Genomic DNA, 15,887 nt, shown 5'->3' on the forward strand with positions numbered 1-15,887 from the left:
GTGTCGATTTGCGGCTCCGCCGCGTGGGCGCGACCAGCCACACACCACCCGCAGCCGCCAACGAGCCCCCACACCCCACCCCCTCAGGCCTGAGACCGAGCCTTGAACGCAGCCTTCCGCGCTTCCTTGGCGATCCGCTTGTCCGGATGCAACCGCCCCATCGCCTCCAACACCTCCGCCGTGGCGGGATGATCCACCCGCCACACCGCCGCGAAGAACCCACTGTGCTGCTCGGCTAGCCCGGACACCAGAGCCCGAAGCTCCTCGGAATTACCCTCCGCCGCGAGCTGCGCGGCAACCGTGTCGATGGTCAGCCAGAACACCATCGCCTCGGAAGGCGCCGGCACATCCGAGGCCCCCCGCTCGGTCAGCCAGACCCGGGCCAGCCCACCCAGTTCAGGGTCGTCCAGGACCTCCCGCAACGCGGGCTCCGCCTCGATCCCCACCAGCGACAGCGCCTGCTGACACCGCAGTCGGCGCAACGGCGCCCCGGAGTCCGACCCCCGAGCCGCCGCCAGCAACTCCCGTGCCGCGGGCAGCACTTCACGCCGGGTCAGCCACTGCTCGGTCTCGGCCTGCGCGGCACCTGGCGGGAAGACGGCCGTACCGTCGAGCAGCGCATCGGCGCCCTTGTCCGCGAGGTCACCCACGGCCGGTGCCGCGAACCCCGCCTCCAGCAGCCGCGCCCGCAGGCCGTACAGCCCGAGCGGGGTCAGGCGCACCATGCCATAGCGCGACACGTCCGTCTCGTCGACCGGCGCGGACGGCTCCTCCTCGGTGTCCGCCATGAGCGCCTCGTCGACCGGCTGGTACTCCACGAGCCCGACCGGCTCCAGCATCCGGAACTGGTCGTCGAGACGCATCATCGCGTCGGACACCTGCTCCAGTACGTCGTTGGTCGGCTCCCCCATGTCGCTGGGCACGATCATCGACGCGGCCAGTGCGGGCAGTGGCACCGGGGCCTCGCGGGGCGTGTCCTCGCCGACGGTCAGCAGGTACAGGTTCCCGAGCACGCCGTCAAGGAACTCCGCCTCGGCCTCGGGGTCCCAGTCCAGCTGGGAGAGATCGACCTCGCCGCCCTCGTCCAGGGCGTCGACCAGGTCGTCGAGGTCCGGGACCCCGGCGTCCGCGAGCACCGTCTCCAGCGCGGCCTGCCACACCGCGAGTACGTCGTGCGGGGTGCCGCCGGTGAGCAGCGCCAGGTCCTCGCCGGCCGCGACGGTGCCCTCCTCCTCGTCGACGATCTCGATGAGCCCGGCGTCGAGAGCAACGCGCCAGGCCTCGCTCGCTTGGGCGGCGGCGTCGTCGCCGGTCAGGCCGAGGGCCTCGGCGGCCGCGGGGAGCTGTTCCTCGGCGAGCCCGCCGCCGGCGTCGACACGGGTGTCGGGGCCGGCCCAGCGCGCGAGCCGGGCGGCCCGGGAGAGCAGGGGCGTGGACAGCGCGTCCCGCGCCAGCTCCGCTTCGGGATGCAGCCGCACGGGCGGCAGGGGGGAGCTGTCTGACATCGGCTGGTTCTCCTAGGACGCGTCGTACCACTCAGCCGCTCAGCCTAGACGGATTTGGCCCCATGCCGCCCGGTTCATCTACCCGTTGACCGGTGTACATGGCTGAAACCTTGACAACTGGCCTGACCAGGCAGGAGATTACGCGCGTAGAAATTCATAGGACACCTGTTCACCGAATCTCTACGCGCGTCGCACCGCCCCACCGGTCGCGGCTCCCACCGTTCGACGCACCACCTGCACCGAAGCACCACCCTCGTCCCGGCGCCCACGCACGTCCCCGGAGGGATCCCGTTGCCGAGCAAGTCGTCCGCGCGCCTCGCCGCGCTCACCGTCGCCGCTGTCTGTTCCGCGGCGTCCACTGTCGTCCTCACCTCGCCCGCGCACGCCGACTCGGTGCGCATCCATGACATCCAGGGCAGCACCCGCATATCCCCGTACGCCGGCAAGCAGGTCACGGATGTGACCGGCATCGTCACCGGCGTGCGCACCTACGGTTCGTCCCGCGGCTTCTGGATCCAGGACCCGAACGCGGACGCCGACCCGGCCACCAGTGAGGGCGTCTTCGTCTTCACCAGCGCCACGCCCAAGGGCGTGGCCGTAGGCGACCTGGTGACGGTCTCCGGCACGGTCTCGGAGTACGTGCCCGGCGGCACCTCCTCCGGCAACCAGGCGCTGACCGAGATCACCAAGCCGACGATCACCGTCGTCTCCAGCGGCAACGCCGTTCCGGCCGCCACGGTCATCGACGCCAAGTCGGTGCCGAGCGCCTATGCCCCGGCGGGGGACAGCGCCGCGAACAACTCGATCAACGGTCTGCCCCTCCAGCCGTCGAAGTACGCCCTGGACCTGTACGAGTCCCTGGAGGGCATGAACGTCCAGGTCTCCGACACCCGGGTGGTCGGCGCCACCGACCCGTACACCGAGCTGTGGGTCACGGTGAAGCCGTGGGAGAACCGCAACTGGCGCGGCGGCACGGTGTACGGCTCCTACGAGTCGCAGAACACCGGACGCCTCCAGATCCAGTCGCTCGGCGCGGTCGCCGCCTTCCCGAAGGCGAACGTCGGTGACACCCTCACCGGCGCCACCGCGGGCCCGCTGGACTACAACCAGTTCGGCGGCTACACCCTGGTCGCGAACCAGCTCGGCACCTTGGAGAGCGCCGAGCTGAAGCGGGAGACCACCGAGAAGCAGAAGAACGGCGAGCTGGCGGTCGCGACGTACAACGTCGAGAACCTCGACCCGTCCGACGCCACCTTCGAGGAGCACGCCTCCGCGATCGTGAACAACCTCAAGGCGCCCGACATCGTGTCCCTGGAGGAGATCCAGGACAACACGGGAGCGAAGAACGACGGCACGGTCGCCGCCGACCAGACGATGCAGAGGCTGATCGACGCGATCGTCGCCGCGGGCGGCCCGACGTACGACTGGCGCTCCATCGACCCGGCCGACAAGGCCGACGGCGGCGAGCCGGGCGGCAACATCCGCCAGGTGTTCCTGTTCAACCCCGAGCGGGTCTCCTTCACGGACCGCGCGGGCGGCGACGCCACGACGGCCGCCCAGGTCACCGAGGAGGACGGCAAGGCCGCGCTGACGGTCTCCCCGGGCCGTATCGACCCGGCGAACACGGCGTTCGCCAACAGCCGCAAGCCGCTGGTCGGTGAGTTCGTCTTCCGAGGCCGCACGGTCTTCGTGATCGCCAACCACTTCAACTCCAAGGGCGGCGACCAGAGTCTGACCTCGCAGTACCAGCCGGTCTCGCGCAGCTCGGAGATCCAGCGGCACCAGCAGGCGACCCTGGTGAACGCCTTCGTCAAGGACATCCTCGACACCCAGAAGAACGCGGACGTCGTCACGCTCGGCGACATCAACGACTTCGAGTTCTCCGAGACCACCAAGATCCTGGAGAGCGACGGCGCCCTGTGGTCGGCGATCAAGTCGCTGCCGCGCAGCGAGCGTTACTCGTACGTCTACCAGGGCAACAGCCAGGTCCTGGACCAGATCCTGGTCAGCCCGTCGATCCGGCGCGGCTGTGGCTTCGAGTACGACAGCGTGCACATCAACGCGGAGTTCAACGACCAGATCAGCGACCACGACCCGCAGGTCCTGCGCTTCAAGCCGTAACTCCCGTTCGGTCAGGGCTGGTTGAACACCTTGTTCAGCCAGCCCTGCCATTCGGTCTCGCACTCCTTGATCTCCGTGCCCGAGGTGAAGTCGTGCAGGGAGATGCCGACCGGGTAGCCCCAGTGGTTGCGCCCGAAGATCCGGGTCAGGCCCCGGTCCGTGCGCAGCCCGATGAAGTACGGGTTGCGGAAGTCGACCACGGCGTCGAACTCGTCGGGCCCGTGCACCCTCAGCTCTGTGCCGGCGACCACGTCCGGGCCGACGCCGAGCGCCCGTCCTACGACTTCGAGGGCGTCGGCGGCCTTGGAGGCCTCGGGCCCGTCGAAGGTCGCGAAGGCGGCCGGGCGGGGCGCGAAGTGGGTGAGGTACTCGCGCAGGGTGTGCAGATAGAAGTCGGTGTGCTTGGCGGCGCCGTCGTACTGGTTGTCCCAGTCGTCGACGAAGATCCCGCTGTGCACGTACCGCACCCAGGCCCCCCTGCCCTCGTCACGCGGCTCGATGGTGTAGTCGAGCTGGTTGACGGTCTGCTCGGAGATGCCCTCGACGTCCTCGACGCGGTTCGAGTAGCGGTGCGGCGGGTCCCAGGCGGTGACCGTGGACCCGAAGGGCCCCTGGCCGCCGACCCGGGGCTCCGGCGGCTCCATGGGCCACAGATACCCCCCGGTTCCGGTGGTGACCGCCTCCCAGACCTCCTGCGGAGTGGCGTCGACCTCGAACTCCCGGGCGATCTCGAATTCCTTGGACATGGTGGGCTCCTGAACTATTCCGAAATCTCTGGCTCTGTCTTCAGCGTGGGGTGTACGGCCACGACGATCCGGTGGTCACGGCCGCCCTCGGCGTCCGGGGCGTCGTACTTGCGGATCAGGCCGGTGACACCCGCCGTCAACTCCTGGATGAACGCGGCCCGTTCGGCCGCCGAGGCGAAGCGCACCTCGCCGTCCAGCGCATAGGTCGCCAGCCGCTTGCGGGCCTTGGTCGCGCCGGTGACCAGCGAGCCGACGTCCCGCACCAGCCGGGCGCCGAGCGCCAGCAGCCAGCGCGCGGAGAGCTGGTCCCGGAAGCGCTCCGGGTCCGGCTGCACGGCGGCGAGGGCGAGCGGCGAGATGACGTACGACGCGGCGGTCGCCCGCATCAGCCGCTCGGTGACATTGCCCTTGCGGCGCTCCCCGGCCAGTTCGACCAGGCCGTGCCGCTCCAGCGCCTTCAGGTGGTAGTTCACCTTCTGCCGGGGCAGCCCGACCTTGCCGGCCAGCATGGCGGCCGACGCGGGCCCGGCCGCCAGCTCGGCGAGCAGCCGGGCCCTTATGGGGTCCAGGGAGACGGCCGCCGCCTCGGGGTCCTCGATCACGGTCACGTCCAACATGAGTCCACGGTCTCACCGAAAACTTTTTTTGTCCAGGCGGATGGAATTGTCGGCGGGCCCGGGTCGGGGAGGGTCGGGCGAGGTCGGGTCAGGGCACGAGCCCGAGCGCGTGCCGGTACCGGTTGCCCGTGAAGCCCTTCACACCCGGATACGTCCGCACCCGCTCCCACTGGGGCGACTCGGGCCCGCCGATGGCCTCGTCATAGGCCTGGTCGCTCTCCCACTCGGCGTAGTTCAGGACATGCGTGCCGTCGGTGCTGAGGTGGAAGTGCGCGCTGATCAGACCTCGGTCGGCGTCCGGTCCGGCGAGGGCGGACAGGACGAGGTCCACCCAGTCGGCCCGCTTCTCGGCAGCGTCCGGTTCGAAGTCGATCCGCACGGTCACGATCAGACCCGGCACCCGGGTGTCACCGGCGGCGCGGGCATGGCTGCGGTAGAGCCGGTACCGGTCCAGACGCACCCGCTCGATGCCGGGCACGGCGGTGTCGATCTCGTCGTTGCGCTCCTGGCGGAGGGTCTTGAAGTAGGCCTCGTAGCCCTGCTCGTTGCGCCACTGCGAGTAGTGCATCAGGGTGCTGCCGTCGTGGCCGGCGTAGACGTGATACCCGAGCAGCGCGGCACTGCCCCAGGGACGGCCCTCCCAGGTACGGGCGATGGCCTCGACGGTCTGCGCCTGACGCTCGGGACTGCCCACACGCCAGGTACTGAAGAAGGGCGCCCCGATCCCGGGGCGGGTCGGGTCGGGGTGGGCGTCGGTACGGCGGGTCATGGCAGGCCTCCAGTACGTCGATGATCGGTACGGAGACCACCCTCCGACCTCAACCTCGCTTGAGGTCAAGTGCGGTCTCTACGGGGGCTGTTGGGATGGAGGCTGTTGCATGCCGAGTACTGCCATGGGTGCAGGGCGGCGGACAAGCCTGCCACCGGCTGTGACACTACGGGACCACCACTGTCTTGCGGCCCACCCCCGCGGCGAACTGGTCCAGTGCCTCCGGGTAGCGGTCCAGGGGGATGCGGTCGCTGATGAAGATCTCTGGGTTCAGGGCGCCGTTCGCGAAGAGTTCCGCCGCTCGTTCGAAGCTGTGGAGGACCGCCATCGAGCCGGTGATCGTGATCTCCTGGTTGTAGATGCGGTACGGGTCGATCGTTACGCGTGTTGCGTAGTCCGCCACTCCGAACTGCAGGAATGTTCCCGCCTTGGCCACCCTCTCCAAGCCGTCCTGGATCGCCGCCGCGTTGCCCGTCGCGTCCACCACCACGTCCCAGCCCTGCGGGCGGTCCAGTTCGTCCGCGTTCGCCGCCGACGCCGATACCCCCAGCCGCCGTGCCGTCTCCAGGCGCGCCGGGTTCACGTCCACCACGTCGACGCGCGCCGCCCCGGTCCGCTTCGCCAGCTCCAGCATCATCAGGCCCATCGTCCCCGAGCCGTAGATCAGGACGTGCGCGCCCAGGCGGGACTGCAGGACGTCGTAGCCCCGTACCGCGCACGACAGCGGTTCCACCAGCGCCGCGTCCTGCGTGCGGACGTGTTCGGGCAGCCGTACGCAATTCGCCACCGGAGCCACCGCGTACTGCGCCGCGCCCCCCGCCGTCGTCACGCCGATCGCCGCCCAGCGTTCGCAGAGGTTGTTGTGGCCGGTACGGCAGTAGCGGCACTCGTAGCAGTAGAGGGAGGGGTCCACCGCCACTCGGTCGCCCACCGACAGTTCCGTGACCTGGGTCCCGACCCCGACCACCTCGCCCGCGAACTCGTGCCCGGGCACGATCGGCAGCTTCGGTGCGAACTCGCCCTGGAGGATGTGCAGGTCCGTGCCGCACAGGCCGCAGGCCGCGACCTCGACGACCACTTCACGCGGGCCCGGTGTCGGATCCGGAACCTCGGCGACCACGGCGCGGCCCACGGACTCGATGACGGCGGCCTTCATTTCACGGCTCCCAACGACAGGCCCTGGACCAGCTTGTCCTGGGCGGCGAACCCCGCGGCGAGCACCGGCAGGGAGATGACGAGCGACGCGGCGCACACCTTCGCCAGGAACAGGCCCTGGCTGGTGATGAAGCCGGTCAGGAAGACGGGGGCGGTCTCGGCCACCACGCCGGTCAGCACCCGAGCGAAGAGCAGCTCGTTCCAACTGAAGATGAAGCAGATCAGGGCTGTCGCCGCTATTCCGGGGAGGGCTATCGGGGCCACCACCCGGGCCAGGATCGTCGGCAGCTTCGCTCCGTCCACCCGCGCCGCCTCGATCACCGCCACCGGCACCTCGGACAGGAACGACTGCATCATCCAGACCGCGATCGGCAGGTTCATCGACGTGTAGAGGATGACCAGCAGCCAGATGTTGTCCAGCATGTCCGTGTTCTTCGCGAACAGATAGATGGGCAGCAGGCCTGCCACCACCGGGAGCATCTTTGTCGACAGGAAGAAGAACAGGACGTCCGTCCACTTCTTCACCGGGCGGATCGACAGGGCGTACGCGGCCGGGAGCGCCAGCAGCAGTACCAGCAGCGTCGAACCCACCGACGCCACCGTCGAGTTGATCAGCGAGGGCCACGGGCTCGCCCCGCCGCCCGTGCCGAAGAACTCCCGGTAGCCGTCCAGGGTGAGCGCCGCCCCGAACGACGGCGGGTTCGTCGCCGCGTCCTCCTCCGAGTGGAAGGACGTCAGGGCCATCCAGGCGATGGGCAGGAAGAACAGGATCCCGACGAACCAGGCCACCAGGCCAAGACCGTTTCGGCGTATGACGTTCATGCGCGGGACACCTCCTCGCGGAACAGGGACGAGACGACCCGCAGCGCGAAGGTCGCGATGATGATCGAGCCGATGACGACCAGGACGCCGGCGGCCGAGGCGAGGCCGTTCTCATGGGCCTGGTAGAAGCTCTGGTAGACGGTGTAGGGGAGGTTCGCCGTGCCCAGGCCGCCCGAGGTGATCGTGAAGACCGCGTCGAAGTTCTGGACGATGTAGATCGAGCCCAGCAGGGCGCCCAACTCCAGATACCTGCGCAGGTGGGGGAGTGTCAGGTGGCGGAAGATCTGCCAGTCGCTCGCGCCGTCCACCCGTGCCGCCTCGATCTGTTGCTGGTCCCGGCTCTGCAGGCCCGCCAGCAGGATCAGCATCATGAACGGGGTCCACTGCCAGACCAGGGCGGCTTCCACGGCGAGGAGCGGGGTGTTGGAGATCCAGTCCGGTTGCGGGCCGCCCACGTACTGCAACAGGCCGTTGAACAGGCCGTATTCGGGGTTGTAGAGGACGTGCTTCCAGAGCAGGGCAGCCGCCACCGGGACCACCAGGAAGGGGGCGATCAGCAGAGTGCGGACCACTCCCCGGCCCTTGAACTTCCGGTCCAGCAGCAGCGCCAGGACCAGGCCCAGGATCAGGCTCGCCAGTACCACGGCGACCGTGAGCAGGACCGTCGTCCAGACCGAGCGGCGCAGGTCGGCGTCGGTGAGGACTTCCGAGTAGTTCGCGAAGCCGGTGAAGCTGCGGGCGTCGGGGTAGAGCGAGTTCCAGTCGAAGAACGAGATCACCAGCGTGGCCACGAACGGCAGCTGGGTCACCGCGATCATGAAGATCAGCGCGGGGAGGAGCGGGGCGCGGGTGGCCCACGCGCGCAGACGGTCCGAGGGGCGCTTCTCGGTGCGTACGGATGGTGCGGCTGTCGGAGCGGTGGTTGTGGCGGTCATCGTCCCTCGTACTCCTCGGCGATCTCCTCGGCGAGCTCCTGCGATTTCCTCAGGGCCGACTCGACGGACTGACGTCCGGCGATGGCCGCGCTGATCTCCTGGGAGACCTTGGTGCCGAGATCGGTGAACTCGGGGATGCCGACGAACTGGATGCCGGGTGCCGGACGCGGCTGCACCCCCGGGTCGTTCGGGCGGGCACCCTCGATGGCCTCCTTCGTCATCTCCTGGAAGGCGGCGGCCTCCGCGCGGTACGCCGGGTTCTCGTACGTCGAGGCGCGCTTGCCCGCCGGTACGTCGGACCAGCCGATCTCGTCGCCGACCAGTTCCTCGTACTGCTTGCTCGACGCCCAGGAGACGAACTGCCAGGCCTTGTCGGGGTTGCGGGAGGCTTCCTGGATGCCCCAGGCCCAGGTGTAGAGCCAGCCGGAGGAGTCGGTCTCCTCGACCGGCGCGGGCGCGTAGCCGACCTTGCCCTTGACCGGGGAGTCGGCGGACTCCAGGGAGCCGGCGGCGGATGTGGCGTCGTACCACATGGCGACCTTGCCCTGGGTCATGTTGTTCAGGCACTCGGCGAAGCCGGACTGGGCCGCGCCGGACTCGCCGTGCTCACGAACCAGGCCGACATAGAACTTCGTCGCCTTTTCCCATTCAGGGGAGTCGAGCCGGGCCTTCCAGCCCTTGTCGAACCAGGTGCCGCCGAAGGTGTTCACGACCGTGGTGAGGGGAGCCATGACCTCGCCCCAGCCGGGCAGACCGCGCAGACAGATGCCCTTCATGCCCGACTCGGCGCCGTCGACCCGCGCGGCGAGGTCCGCCACCTGCTGCCAGGTGGGGTGCGCGGGCATCGTCAGGCCCTCCTTCTGGAAGATGTCCTTGCGGTACATCAGGAAGGACGACTCGCCGTAGAAGGGCTGGCCGTAGAGCTTGCCGTCGTCGCCCGTCAGGGACTGGCGCATCGGCTTGAGAATGTCCTGTTCGTCGTAGGCCGGGTCCTGCGCGACGTAGGAGTCCATCTCTTTCAGCCAGTCGTTGCGGGCGTAGATCGGTATCTCGTAGTTGGAGAGGGTCGCGACGTCGTACTGGCCGGCCTGGTTGGCGAAGTCCTGGCTGATCTTGTCGCGGACGTCGTTCTCGGGCAGCACGGTGAAGTTGACCTTGATGCCGGTCTCTTCGGTGAAGTGGGGAGCGAGCTTCTGCAGCTCCACCATCTGCGGGTTGTTGACCATGAGGACGTTGATCGAGTCGCCGCCCGATCCGGCCCCGCCCGCTCCGACCCAGCAGCCGGAGAGCAGCGGGGCGAGCAGCGTCCCTACGGCGGCCGTGGCGAGCGTGGCTCGCGGCCCCCGTCGGCTCTGGGTTCGCATGGATCGCTCCTGGTCGTATGGGGAGATAAAGGGCGCAGCCGGGTATGGGTGTGCCCCGCAGGGGAGGTGAGTTGGAAATTCAGACGCGGATGACCTGTGGTCCCAGCAGCGAGTAGCGGTGGGCCTCCGCCACCGGGAGCAGCGTGCTCGTCACGATCGCCTCCAGCGCGCCGACCTCCGCGAACCGGCAGAAGCTGACCGCCCCGAACTTGGTGTGCACGCCCGCGAACACGGTGCGCCGGGAGGCGCGTACGGCCTGTGTCTTGACCTCGCTGACCGCGGGGTCGGGGGTGGTCAGACCGTGTTCGCGGGAGATGCCGTTGGCGCCGATGAACGCCAGGTCGATGACGAAGCCGGCCAGCATCTTCGTCGTCCAGTGGTCGACGGTGGCCAGCGTGCCGGAACGTACCCGGCCGCCGAGCAGCAGGACCGAGATGTTCTCGGCCTCCGCCAGCGAGCCCGCGACCGGCAGGGACGCGGTGACCACGGTCAGCGGCCGGTCCCGGGGGAGCGCCTCGGCGATGAGCTGGGGGGTGAAGCCCTCGTCGACGAAGACGGTCTCGGCGTCCCCGAGCAGCTCGGCCGCGGCGGTCGCGATCCGGCGCTTTTCGGGCACATGGCTGGTGGCGCGGAAGGCGAGCGTCGTCTCGAAACCGGCGCTCTCCACGGGGTAGGCGCCGCCGTGGGTGCGGCGGACCAGGCCGTGGTCCTCAAGGGCGCGCAGATCCCGTCGTACGGTCTCCTTGGCCACGCCGAGCCGTTCGGCGAGTGCGTTGACGTCCACGGAACCGCTGGCGCGTGCCGCGCGGATGATCTCGCGTTGGCGTTCTTCCGCGGTTCTGTTCAATGTCGTCACCCGCCTTTGCGCTGCGCTGCCCGTTCGGGCTCATGAGGGAATTTCTACAGCGGGTGTCTGGCGGTGACCAGGTTTGTTACCGGGGTGATGCTGACCTTGTGTGCCCGTTCGGTCTTGTACGGGTCCGGGTCGGGCCCAGGGGGCGGGGGTGTCGGCCGTATGGCGGCTGCGGGTGTGTTGTGGCTGGTCACGCAGTTCCCCGCGCCCCTTGGCCTGCGCTGTCGTGCTGGGTCCCGGATGCTCGGGGCATCGATCTGCCGTGCCCGAATGAGTGGGCGGACGGGCCCGTTCTTTGCCCGTCCGCCCCTTGCCGCAGCTCTTTTGGGTCAGTACGGCCAGATCGGGGGGTCGTTCACGAAGTGGCCGCCCAGGTGGGTGTGGGCCTCGTTCGTGGGGTCCAGCTCGCCCTGCTCCGCGATCAGCTTCTCGGCGTAGGGCTCGGAGTCGTCCTGGGGGTCGTAGCCGAGGGAGCGTGCCGTGCTGAGGTCCCACCACAGGCGGGTGTTGGCGGAGGAGCCGTAGACGACCTTGTGGCCGACGTCCTCGGCGGTCAGGGCCGCGTGGAAGAGGCGGGCGCCGTCCGCCGGGCTCATCCAGAGCGACAGCATGCGGACGCCGGTGGGCTTCGGGAAGCAGGAGCCGATGCGGACCGAGACGGTCTCCAGGCCGTACTTGTCCCAGTAGAACTGCGCGAGATCCTCTCCGAAGGACTTGGACAGGCCGTAGAAGGTGTCCGGGCGGCGCGGGGTGTCGATCGGGATGAGGGGGTCGCCCTCCTGGGGGCGGGGGGTGAAGCCGACCGCGTGGTTGGAGGAGGCGAAGACGATGCGTGCGACGCCCTCCTCGCGTGCGGACTCGTACAGGTTGTAGGTGCCCTCGATGTTCGCCCGGAGGATCTTCTCGAACGGGGCTTCCAGGGAGATGCCCGCGAGGTGGATGATCGCGTCGACACCCCGGACGGCCTCGCGCAGCGCATCCTTGTCGGCGAGGTCCGCGACGATCGCGTCCGGCTCGCCCTCGATGGGGCGCAGGTCGAGAAGGCGCAGCCGGTAGCCGTACTCGGGCAGCAGATCCCGCATCAGGGTGCCGAGTCCGCCGGCGGCGCCGGTGAGCAGAACGGTGCGGGGCGCTGGCATCCTCGGGTCTCCTTGAGTAGACGGCCGTGTGACTGCACGGTATTCACATTCGTGGACAAGCTATGGATCATCGCCCCGTCCCGTCAAGGGTGGCGGAGGTGCTGTTCATAAACATAAACTTCGATCAGAAACACGCACACAGTCGTGATCGACCCGTTCTAGGGAGAGCCTGTGACGCCAGCCGACCTCGCCGCTCGACTCGGCATCCCCAGCGGGCCGCTGTTCTTCCCCGTCACCGCCTATGACTCCGAGGGCGCCGTCGACCTCGACGTCTACCGCGAGCATGTGCGCCGCGGGGTGGAGGCCGGGGCCGCCGCCGTCTTCGCGTGCTGCGGCACCGGGGAGTTCCACGCGCTGACGCCCGAGGAGTACCAGGAGTGCGTACGGGCGGCCGTCGAGGAGACGGCGGGCCGGGTGCCGGTCGTCGCGGGCGCCGGATACGGCACAGCGCTCGCCGTGCGGTACGCGCGGCTCGCCGAGGCGGCCGGCGCCGACGGGCTGCTCGCCATGCCGCCGTATCTCGTGCTCGCCGCGCAGGAGGGGCTGCTGCGGCACTACCGGGAGGTCGCCGCGGCCACCGCGCTACCCGTGATTGTCTACCAGCGCGACAACGCCGTGTTCACCCCGCAGACGGTCGTCGACCTCGCCCGAACGGACGGGATCATCGGGTTCAAGGACGGCCTCGGCGACCTGGACCTCATGCAGCGGATCGTCAGCGCCGTACGCACCGAGGTCCCCGGCGACTTCCTCTACTTCAACGGGCTGCCGACCGCCGAGCAGACCCAGCTCGCGTACCGCGCCATCGGCATCACGCTCTACTCGTCGGCCGTGTTCTGCTTCGCCCCCGAGATCGCCCTCGCCTTCCACCAGGCACTGCACCACGGCGACGACGCCACCGCGCGCCGCCTCCTGGACGGCTTCTACCAGCCGTTCGTCGAACTGCGCGCCCAGGGCCGCGGTTACGCCGTCGCACTCGTCAAGGCGGGCGTCCGGCTGCGCGGCCTCGACGTGGGGGAGGTCCGGCCGCCGCTGCACGAACCGAGCGAGGATCATGTCAAGCGGCTCGCTCTGCTGATCGAGCGTGGGTACGCGCTCCTGGAGGAGGACGGCAAGTGACGGCGTCGGCATTCGTCTACCCCTGGGACGTCAACGGAGACCCGGAGGCGGCCACGAGGATCGCCGCCCTCGGGGTGGGGCAGGTGACGCTGGCCGCCGCCTACCACTCCACGCGCGCGTTGACCCCCCGCCACCCGCGCCACCGCATCGTCACGGCCGAACACGCGGCCGTGCTGTACCCGACGGACGCGCGCTGGGACGGCCGGGAGCTGCGCCCCTACGCCGCCGGTGACTGGGCGCCCGGGGACGCCTACGGCGAGGCGGCGGCCGCGCTCGCCGACGCGGGCCTCGACGTGCACACCTGGGTCGTGCTCGCCCACAACTCCCGCCTCGGCGCCGAGCACCCGGACACCTCCGTCGTCAACGCCTACGGCGACCGCTACCCCTGGGCCCCGTGCATCGCCCAGCCCGCCACGCGCGCGTACCTGATCGACCTGGCCGCCGAGGCGGCGGTACGGCCAGGGGCGCGCGGCACCGAGCTGGAGTCCCTCGGCTGGTACGGCCTCGCCCATCTGCACGCCCACGACAAGACCGGCGGCGTCGGCCTCGGGGAGGCAGGCCAGTACCTGATGTCGCTCTGCTTCTGCCCGGCCTGCCGGGAGGGCTACGGCGCACAGGGGCTGGACGCCGAAGAGCTGGCGGCGGTCGTACGGGCAGCGCTGGAGCCGCTGTGGCAGGGCGTCGCCGCCGACGAGGGCTGGGCGGACGTCGAGAAGCTGCTCGGGGAGGCCGACGCGGCCGCCACACGCGCGTGGCGCGACGAGAGGGCCCGTACGCTCCAGGAGGCGGCCGTCGCCGCCGTTCGTGCGGCGGCGCCGGACGGCTTCCAGGTGCTGCTGCACGCCGACCCCGTGACGTACCACTGCGGGGCGAACGCCGGTGTGGATCCGGCCCACATACTGTCCGTCGCCGACGGTGTGGTCGTGCCCTGTACGGGCGGTCCCGGCCTGCTGACGCCGTTCGCGGAGCAGGGGCGCGGAGTACTCGCCGCCAACCTCACCGTGGTCTCCGGGATGGGCGGCAGTCCGGGCACGCTCGCCGCGGACGTGGCACGCGCGCGTGAGCTCGGGGCGACGGAACTGCGGCTGTATCACGCGGGGTTGGCGTCCGACGGAGACCTGGAGCTGGTGCGCTCGGCGCTCGCCGGGGGCTGAAGGAGGGGCGCGGCGGAATCCGTCGGCCCACGCCGTGCCCTTGAGGGACGTGGTGGTGCACCACGTGATGGGGGAACCCGATCATTGCGGGAGCTGCTTCTTCCGGGGCTAGCGATGAGTTTCCGGGGCGTGGACGGTCCACCCTTCAAGACCACCGCGGAGACGTTGAGGAGCATCCAATGACGGACTCGATCATCGATCTGGGGCCCCAGACCCAGGTCCTGGCCCGCCTCGCCGAGCGCGTGACCGACGAGCAGCTGACGGACGCCACACCGTGCCCGGACCTGAGGGTCCGCAACATGCTGGGCCACCTGCTGGGCCTGACCATCGCCTTCCGTGACGCCGGCCGCAAGAGCCTGGGCAACACGACCGACACCAACCCCTTCGACACCGTCCCCGACATCGGCCCCGGCTGGCGCGAGGAGTTCCCCAAGGTCCTCGACGAACTCGCCGAGGCCTGGCGGGACCCGGCCGCCTGGACCGGGATGACCCGAGCGGGCGGCTTCGACCTCCCCGGCGCGGTCGCCGGCGCCGTCGCCATCGACGAACTGGTCATCCACGGCTGGGACCTGGCCAGGGCCACGGGCCAGCCGTACGCCCCCGACCCGACCGCACTCCAGGCCTGTCACGACTTCCAACTCGCGGCGAAGGACGACCCCAGCCGCGACGAGATCTTCGGCCCGATCGTCCCCGTGCCCCAGGACGCGTCCCTGCTGGACCGGGCGGTGGGGTTGAGCGGGCGGGATCCGGAGTGGACGCGGTCATGAGCAGACCGGAGTGGACACAGTCCATAGGCGGAGGCGGGGGAGCGGGACGCAGACATAGCCTCCCCGCATGTCGATCACCCTCACCGTCCTCGGTACCGCCTCCCCCCACCCCGACCCCGACCGCCCCTGCTCCGGCTATCTGCTGAGCGGCGGGGGCGCAGAGGTGTGGGTGGACGCCGGTACCGGGACCTTCGCGGAGTTGCGGCGGCACACCGACCCACGACGGCTCGATGCCGTGTGGATCTCGCATCTCCACGCCGACCACTTCGCCGATCTGACCGCCGCCTTCTACGGGTTCGCCTACGGCGGGCTCACCCCCGCAGCCCCCATGCCCGTCTACGCCCCGAGTGACTGCGCCCGGCGCCTCGCCGGGTTCTTCGGCCGGCCGGATGCCGGGTTCCTCGGCGGCGTCTTCGACTTCCGGGCCCTGTACGATGGGCATGCGGCCCGGCACGGCGACATGACCCTCACCGCCCGTCAAGTCGTGCACGACGTCGAGGCGTACGGGCTGCGCGCCCAGGTCGGTGAGCGTGTCCTCGCCTACTCCGGGGACTCGGGACCCTGCTCCGCACTCACCGAACTCGCCGACTCCGCAGACCTGTTCCTGTGCGAGGCCGACATCGACCGGCATCGCGAAGGCGAACAGGTTCATCTGACCCCCGAGGACGCCGGAAGTGTCGCGGGGGCTGCCGGTGTTCGGCGGTTGGCCGTCACGCATGTCGGGCCCACGCTCACTCCGGAAGCGGCCACCAGCCGCGCCGCCTTGTCATTCGGCGGTCCCACCGTCACCGCCCGCGTCGGAGACACCCACACCCTCTGACGCA

The 15,887-nt window shown here is 69.9% G+C and carries 15 protein-coding genes; 5 read left to right on the plus strand and 10 right to left on the minus strand.

The window, feature by feature from the left end; genetic code table 11:
- Positions 1 to 83: 83 nt before the first annotated feature.
- Entirely contained in the window at positions 84 to 1,505 is a 1,422-nt protein-coding gene (locus H4N64_RS09055; protein WP_186281606.1) for a hypothetical protein, read from the minus strand.
- Positions 1,506 to 1,796: 291 nt separating this feature from the next.
- Here H4N64_RS09055 and H4N64_RS09060 point away from each other — a divergent pair, with 291 nt between their 5' ends.
- Positions 1,797 to 3,626 carry an endonuclease/exonuclease/phosphatase family protein gene (locus H4N64_RS09060; protein WP_186281607.1) on the plus strand — a complete coding sequence of 610 codons (1,830 nt, stop codon included), beginning with the start codon at positions 1,797 to 1,799 and terminating at the stop codon, positions 3,624 to 3,626.
- Between the two features lie 11 nt (positions 3,627 to 3,637).
- On the opposite strand, the gene H4N64_RS09065 is transcribed toward H4N64_RS09060, so the two are convergent.
- The 9 genes from H4N64_RS09065 to H4N64_RS09105 form a co-directional block, all read right to left on the minus strand.
- Complete coding sequence (locus H4N64_RS09065) at positions 3,638 to 4,372, minus strand: SRPBCC family protein (RefSeq protein WP_186281608.1); 735 nt, start codon at positions 4,370 to 4,372, stop codon at positions 3,638 to 3,640.
- A 14-nt stretch (positions 4,373 to 4,386) separates the two neighbouring features.
- On the minus strand, positions 4,387 to 4,989 hold the full coding sequence (locus tag H4N64_RS09070; RefSeq protein ID WP_186281609.1) for an ArsR/SmtB family transcription factor: 603 nt from the start codon (positions 4,987 to 4,989) through the stop codon (positions 4,387 to 4,389).
- Between the two features lie 88 nt (positions 4,990 to 5,077).
- Positions 5,078 to 5,758, minus strand: coding sequence for an antibiotic biosynthesis monooxygenase (locus tag H4N64_RS09075; RefSeq protein WP_186281610.1), 681 nt, complete (start codon positions 5,756 to 5,758; stop codon positions 5,078 to 5,080).
- Positions 5,759 to 5,924: 166 nt separating this feature from the next.
- Positions 5,925 to 6,914 (minus strand): zinc-dependent alcohol dehydrogenase family protein, encoded by a 990-nt coding sequence (locus tag H4N64_RS09080; RefSeq protein ID WP_186281611.1) that lies wholly within the window; start codon positions 6,912 to 6,914, stop codon positions 5,925 to 5,927.
- Positions 6,911 to 7,735: a carbohydrate ABC transporter permease gene (locus H4N64_RS09085; protein ID WP_186281612.1), complete on the minus strand. Its 825-nt coding sequence runs from the start codon at positions 7,733 to 7,735 to the stop codon at positions 6,911 to 6,913. The genes H4N64_RS09080 and H4N64_RS09085 overlap by 4 nt, the downstream gene beginning before the upstream one ends.
- On the minus strand, positions 7,732 to 8,670 hold the full coding sequence (locus tag H4N64_RS09090; protein ID WP_186281613.1) for a carbohydrate ABC transporter permease: 939 nt from the start codon (positions 8,668 to 8,670) through the stop codon (positions 7,732 to 7,734). The genes H4N64_RS09085 and H4N64_RS09090 overlap by 4 nt, the downstream gene beginning before the upstream one ends.
- A complete protein-coding gene (locus tag H4N64_RS09095; protein WP_186281614.1) occupies positions 8,667 to 10,034 on the minus strand; it encodes an ABC transporter substrate-binding protein in 1,368 nt (455 codons plus the stop codon). The genes H4N64_RS09090 and H4N64_RS09095 overlap by 4 nt, the downstream gene beginning before the upstream one ends.
- A gap of 79 nt (positions 10,035 to 10,113) precedes the next feature.
- Positions 10,114 to 10,881 (minus strand): DeoR/GlpR family DNA-binding transcription regulator, encoded by a 768-nt coding sequence (locus H4N64_RS09100; RefSeq protein ID WP_186281615.1) that lies wholly within the window; start codon positions 10,879 to 10,881, stop codon positions 10,114 to 10,116.
- Positions 10,882 to 11,216: 335 nt separating this feature from the next.
- Entirely contained in the window at positions 11,217 to 12,026 is an 810-nt protein-coding gene (locus H4N64_RS09105; RefSeq protein WP_186281616.1) for an NAD-dependent epimerase/dehydratase family protein, read from the minus strand.
- Between the two features lie 171 nt (positions 12,027 to 12,197).
- Here H4N64_RS09105 and H4N64_RS09110 point away from each other — a divergent pair, with 171 nt between their 5' ends.
- From H4N64_RS09110 to H4N64_RS09125, 4 genes are all read left to right on the plus strand, one after another.
- Positions 12,198 to 13,142, plus strand: a complete 945-nt coding sequence (locus H4N64_RS09110; RefSeq protein WP_186281617.1) for a 5-dehydro-4-deoxyglucarate dehydratase — start codon at positions 12,198 to 12,200, stop codon at positions 13,140 to 13,142.
- A complete protein-coding gene (locus tag H4N64_RS09115) occupies positions 13,139 to 14,296 on the plus strand; it encodes a hypothetical protein (RefSeq protein ID WP_186281618.1) in 1,158 nt (385 codons plus the stop codon). Before H4N64_RS09110 ends, H4N64_RS09115 begins: the two co-directional genes overlap by 4 nt.
- Positions 14,297 to 14,475: 179 nt before the next feature.
- Positions 14,476 to 15,063 (plus strand): TIGR03086 family metal-binding protein, encoded by a 588-nt coding sequence (locus H4N64_RS09120; RefSeq protein ID WP_186281619.1) that lies wholly within the window; start codon positions 14,476 to 14,478, stop codon positions 15,061 to 15,063.
- Between the two features lie 67 nt (positions 15,064 to 15,130).
- Complete coding sequence (locus H4N64_RS09125) at positions 15,131 to 15,883, plus strand: MBL fold metallo-hydrolase (protein WP_186281620.1); 753 nt, start codon at positions 15,131 to 15,133, stop codon at positions 15,881 to 15,883.
- Positions 15,884 to 15,887: the final 4 nt, after the last annotated feature.

The sequence above is a fragment of the Streptomyces cupreus genome, assembly GCF_014257025.1.
Taxonomy (GTDB): Bacteria; Actinomycetota; Actinomycetes; order Streptomycetales; family Streptomycetaceae; genus Streptomyces; species Streptomyces cupreus.

Excerpts from the sequence above, each read along its gene's own strand:
- H4N64_RS09055 (WP_186281606.1), bottom strand. The coding sequence starts at position 1,505 with ATGTCAGACAGCTCCCCCCTGCCGCCCGTGCGGCTGCATCCCGAAGCG.
- H4N64_RS09065 (WP_186281608.1), bottom strand. The coding sequence starts at position 4,372 with ATGTCCAAGGAATTCGAGATCGCCCGGGAGTTCGAGGTCGACGCCACT.
- H4N64_RS09070 (WP_186281609.1), bottom strand. The coding sequence starts at position 4,989 with ATGTTGGACGTGACCGTGATCGAGGACCCCGAGGCGGCGGCCGTCTCC.
- H4N64_RS09075 (WP_186281610.1), bottom strand. The coding sequence starts at position 5,758 with ATGACCCGCCGTACCGACGCCCACCCCGACCCGACCCGCCCCGGGATC.
- H4N64_RS09080 (WP_186281611.1), bottom strand. The coding sequence starts at position 6,914 with ATGAAGGCCGCCGTCATCGAGTCCGTGGGCCGCGCCGTGGTCGCCGAG.
- H4N64_RS09085 (WP_186281612.1), bottom strand. The coding sequence starts at position 7,735 with ATGAACGTCATACGCCGAAACGGTCTTGGCCTGGTGGCCTGGTTCGTC.
- H4N64_RS09090 (WP_186281613.1), bottom strand. The coding sequence starts at position 8,670 with ATGACCGCCACAACCACCGCTCCGACAGCCGCACCATCCGTACGCACC.
- H4N64_RS09095 (WP_186281614.1), bottom strand. The coding sequence starts at position 10,034 with ATGCGAACCCAGAGCCGACGGGGGCCGCGAGCCACGCTCGCCACGGCC.
- H4N64_RS09105 (WP_186281616.1), bottom strand. The coding sequence starts at position 12,026 with ATGCCAGCGCCCCGCACCGTTCTGCTCACCGGCGCCGCCGGCGGACTC.
- H4N64_RS09120 (WP_186281619.1), top strand. The coding sequence starts at position 14,476 with ATGACGGACTCGATCATCGATCTGGGGCCCCAGACCCAGGTCCTGGCC.
- H4N64_RS09125 (WP_186281620.1), top strand. The coding sequence starts at position 15,131 with ATGTCGATCACCCTCACCGTCCTCGGTACCGCCTCCCCCCACCCCGAC.